2 protein-coding genes and 1 pseudogene are annotated in these 4731 nt (G+C 39.5%); 1 reads left to right on the forward strand and 2 read right to left on the reverse strand.

Annotated features, from left to right (window positions below; genetic code table 11):
• Positions 1-717: 717 nt before the first annotated feature.
• Positions 718-1575 carry a tetratricopeptide repeat protein gene (locus tag GQR55_RS19635; protein ID WP_101162966.1) on the reverse strand — a complete coding sequence of 286 codons (858 nt, stop codon included), beginning with the start codon at positions 1573-1575 and terminating at the stop codon, positions 718-720.
• Between the two features lie 111 nt (positions 1576-1686).
• Here GQR55_RS19635 and GQR55_RS19640 point away from each other — a divergent pair, with 111 nt between their 5' ends.
• Positions 1687-2997, forward strand: coding sequence for an amidohydrolase (locus GQR55_RS19640; protein WP_166421922.1), 1311 nt, complete (start codon positions 1687-1689; stop codon positions 2995-2997).
• 24 nt (positions 2998-3021) lie between these two features.
• On the opposite strand, the pseudogene GQR55_RS19645 reads toward GQR55_RS19640, so the two are convergent.
• Positions 3022-4641, reverse strand: a pseudogene (locus GQR55_RS19645) (DNA topoisomerase 3); the annotation flags it as partial.
• Positions 4642-4731 lie beyond the last annotated feature (90 nt).

The raw sequence follows: 4731 nt of genomic DNA on the forward strand, positions 1-4731 counted from the left end.
TTGAGTCGCTTTAGCGTCTCAAGGGATGCGAATAATACACCCTTTATTTTTCGAGTCAACACTTAGTTTTAAACTTTCTTTTTGGAAGATTTAAAACCGAAGTTTTACTTAACTCTCTGAGTAGTTTGTGCCTCGCTATGCGTTGTCCGCTGCGCGTCGCCATATCCCGTCTCAGTGGGGTCGCATTATAGGGAGCGACGGATTTTACGCAAGCGTTATTTGTATAAAATAGTAATTAAAATTAAGCCCCAAGCAAGCACACATGATAAGCACAAGTTACCCACAAAAACCTGTTGATAACTCTTGTTTTTACATAGCTAAACCATACTAAAGCTTTTAATTAAAACCCTAAAAATACAAAAAGCACCTTATATAGGTGCTTCTCAAAAGTAATAGTTATTAGAATCTAGGGTCTGTTTATCTTTCAAGGTTAAATTTGCAGCAGCCTGTTTGGTATTCAGGCAAGGTAGAGCCTATGTAGTGTGGTTACTCCCCATAAATAGGCGATAACGTAGCATTAATGCCAAACAGGCGCTGCCCAAAGGGTTCTTCCTAGGGGCTATTTACTCTTTGTTACTCGGTTTTTACTTATTCTTACATGGATGTAAGCCAGTAGGGTAACGCAGGAGCAGTTACCGAGCCCACTAGGTTACAAATCTCGCGCCGCGATTACCCCCCTAGTTTGAACAAATTTTAATCCGCAAAGAGCAACAGACCCTAGTATAAAATACTATATAACTTGCGACGATACTTTGCTGCGAGTGCGTCGCCATCAGGTAAAGAGGCAATAATGGCTAAAAAGCTTGGTTTCGCTTCATTGAAATTCAGATCTTTTTGCAGCACTGTAAATAGTATATCCAATGCTTCTTCTTTTCTGCCTGCTTCATTGAGTAAAATACTGAGCTCTTCTTTTAATTCTAGGTCATTTGGGTACTTTTCTACTTGTTGTTGCTTTTCTTTAATCTCTGGTGAGTCTTTTGCTTCAAGCGCAGCTTCGCATTTTGCTTTTATATTATTAAAGTAAGCATCTTGCTCTTGTACGTCTATTGTATTTATAAGCGCTTGGGCTTCATCTACCTTGTGAATTTGAATACATATGTCTGCAAGCACTAATTTGATGCGTGCATTACCGCTGTCTATTTCATAAGCTTGCTTTGCATAATTAAATGCAGCATTTAAATCTGACTTTAATAACGCTTGTTTTGCTTGCTCTAACAGTAAGTCTTGTTGCGCAGGTAAATGCTTTGCTAGGGCTTCGCGTATTTGTGCCTCACTTTGAACACCTGCAAGTAAATCTACTGGTGCAGAATCTTTTAATAATACAAGCGTAGGCAGTGTTTGAAGGCCAACTTGTTGCGCCAGTTGAGAAGCAAGAGCTTGCTCTGCATCGCAATCTAGGTTTGCTACTACTATATAGCTTGCATATTCAGCCGCTACTTTATCTAAAATTGCAGCCTGTCCGATGCAGTCAGGACTTTGAGGAGAGAAAAAGTTAAGCAACACCAATTTTTGCTGTGATGTTTCACCGAGTACTTGTTGAAGGTTTTGCGCATTAATACTAACTATGTTGCTCATTGAATTGATTGCCATATTCATCTATTTAGGTTTTTATATGGTGGTGAACATAATAATTACAAGTCATATACCTAAATCACTCGGTATACATATTCAACAATGAGGGAAAACATGAAACTAACTTACTTAAGTGCAGTACTTTTATTAGCAAGCCCATTTGTGCAGGCAAATGGACTCGATTTGAATTTAAGCAAAGCTATGCCAGCTATTGAAAAGTTTTACCTCGATTTACACCAATCGCCAGAGCTCTCTTATCACGAACAAGAAACGGGTAATAAGATAGCAGATAAATTAACTCAGCTGGGTTTCAAAGTAACAAGCAATGTAGGTGGTTTTGGTGTTGTCGGCATTTATAAAAACGGAAGCGGTCCAACCGTGATGATCCGTACAGACACCGATGGTTTACCTATTATAGAGCAGACAGGAAAGTCCTATGCCTCAAAAGTTAAAGTCATAGACGAACATGGTGCGAAAGTAGGTGTAATGCACGGTTGTGGCCACGATATTCACATGAGCTCTTTTATTGGCACTGCTGAGCAATTAATAGCACACAAAGATCAATGGAAAGGCACTTTGATGATGGTTGCACAGCCTGCCGAAGAAGTGGGCGGTGGTGCTAAAGCAATGCTAAGCGAAGGACTATTTAGTAAATATGCAAAACCTGATCATATAATTGCTTTGCATGTAAGTGCTAGCGTCCCCGCTGGTAAGATATCAATGAAAAACGAATACACTATGGCAAGTGTCGATTCTGTCGATATTACAATAAAAGGTAAAGGTGGTCATGGTGCTTATCCGCATACAACTATAGACCCTGTGATTATAGCTGCACGCACAGTACTTGCTCTGCAAACAATCACAAGCCGAGAACTTTCACCACTAGAGCCTTCGGTTATTACGGTTGGGTCTATTCATGGTGGCTCAAAACATAATGTTATTTCGGATGAAGTAAAGTTACAACTCACTCTCAGAAGCTATAACCCCGATGTAAGAAGCGCTCAAATAGCAGCAATAAAACGAATCACAGCAGGTATTGCACAAAGTGCTGGATTAGATGAATCAAACTACCCTGTAGTATATGTACATGAAGATGAATCTATTCCATCTACTTATAACAACCCAGCACAAACAGATATTGTTAGACAGTCTATCGCAAGCGCAATTGGCGATACTAATGTACTTGAAACACAAGCTGTAATGGCAGGTGAAGATTTTGGCCTATACGGACGCACTGATGAAAACATCCCTATTACCTTATTTTGGCTAGGTGGTGTAAACCAAGCACAATACGCGGATTCGATAAAAACAGGTGAAGTACTCCCTTCCCTACACTCTAGTAAATTTGCACCTGACTACAAAGTTGCAATTCCTACCGGAATAAAAGCAATGAGTAATGCTACGGTCGCTTTATTTAACAAATAAAACGTTGTTTTAAATAGCTCAGCGTTAAGTTGCTGCTGAGCTATTTTTATAATTCGATTTTTTAGACGTTGCTTTTCCACTTCGTTTAGCAAAACGTTTTTTAGCTGAGGTTTTTGGTAACCTTGCAAATGCATTGCCATCGCAGTTTCCTGCTAATTGTACAAACCCATTTAAGTCGGCAAGTAATGGTTGCAAAAATTGCTGATAGCTCATCACTTGCTGCGCGATATCACCTAAGCTCGATTCCCACTTTGCGGTTAAATCAGGACTCGCTAACCCTTGTGGTAATACGCTAATAAGGGCAAGTCCTGTTTCGGTCGCTCTAATTGACTTACCTTCACGTTTTAAAAATCGTCGTTTAAATAGCAACTCGATTATTCCCGCACGTGTTGCCTCAGTTCCTAAACCATCTGTGTCTTTTAATACTTTTTTAATCTGCGGATCTTTAACGTAGCGGCTAATGCCAGTCATAGCCGCAAGTAATGTAGCATCAGTAAAATAAGCAGGGGGTGATGTATGCTTTTCGACTACTTCGCCTTGCTCACAAAAAAGAGACATACCTTTTGTTAAAGGAGGTAACGTAGCTTCATCTTTTAATTCAGACTTACCCATTAACACCTTAAAGCCCAAACTTACATCTTGCTTTGCATTTGCTTTAAAAAGCCCACCAGCAATTGTTATCTCTGCTTTAGTTTCGTTATATATATAGTCGGGATAAAACTGAATTAGGTAATGGCGGCTTATTAATTGATATACCTTCGCTTCGTCACCGCTCAAACTCGCTGACTTTAACTGTTTTGCCGTCGGCACAATTGCATGGTGTGCAGCCACTTTTGAATCGTTAAAACATTTACTACGCTTTTTTACATCAGCCCCATTTACCAATTCTGTGCTTTGCCCACCATTAGCACTTATAGCTTTAAAAATAGCAGATGCATCTTGGTGGTGATCTTTGGGTAAATAGCGGTTATCCGAGCGTGGGTAGGTAATTAATTTATGTCGCTCGTAAAGTATTTGGCAAATATCCAACACTTTTTGAGCTGGCATACCAAAGGCTTTAGCGGCATCTATTTGCAGTGCAGATAGGTTATACGGTAACGGTGCACTTTGTTTTTTTTGTTTTTGCTCAAGCGCTGTAAGCTCAGCATTTTGTTTGCTAATACGCGAAGCAACATTTTCTGCGAGTGCTTTGTTAAGTATTCGGCCTTCTTCATCTTGATGTGGCTCACATGCTTTACTAGGAACCCACTTAGCTATGAATGGCTGGTTATCTGGAGTAAGTAAATGCGCCAGTACATCGTAAAAAGGCTTAGATACAAAGTTCGCTATTTCGTTATCTCTATTAACAACGAGGCCTAAAATAGGGGTTTGTACCCGCCCTACCGAAAGTACATTGCCGAATCCTGCTTTTTGCCCTGCTAATGTATATGCTCGCGTTAAATTCATACCAAATAGCCAATCAGCACGAGAACGTGCTAAAGCAGATACACTTAACGGAATAAAGTCTCGATTGGAGCGCATATTACCCAATGATTTTTTTACTGCTGACAAATTTAAATCACTAATGAGTAAACGTTGCGTACTCTGCTTTTTAGCCTGACTTATTTTAGCCTCTTCAATTACTTGATCAACTAGTAGCTGGCCTTAGGCATCAATGTTACAAGTTATTTTTTATAAAATGTTTAAACAATTGTTTTATATTAACTATTTCAAACTTCATCTTTCTCCTACTTT

It is taken from the genome of Pseudoalteromonas sp. Z1A8 (assembly GCF_011378855.1).
Lineage (GTDB): Bacteria > Pseudomonadota > Gammaproteobacteria > Enterobacterales > Alteromonadaceae > Pseudoalteromonas.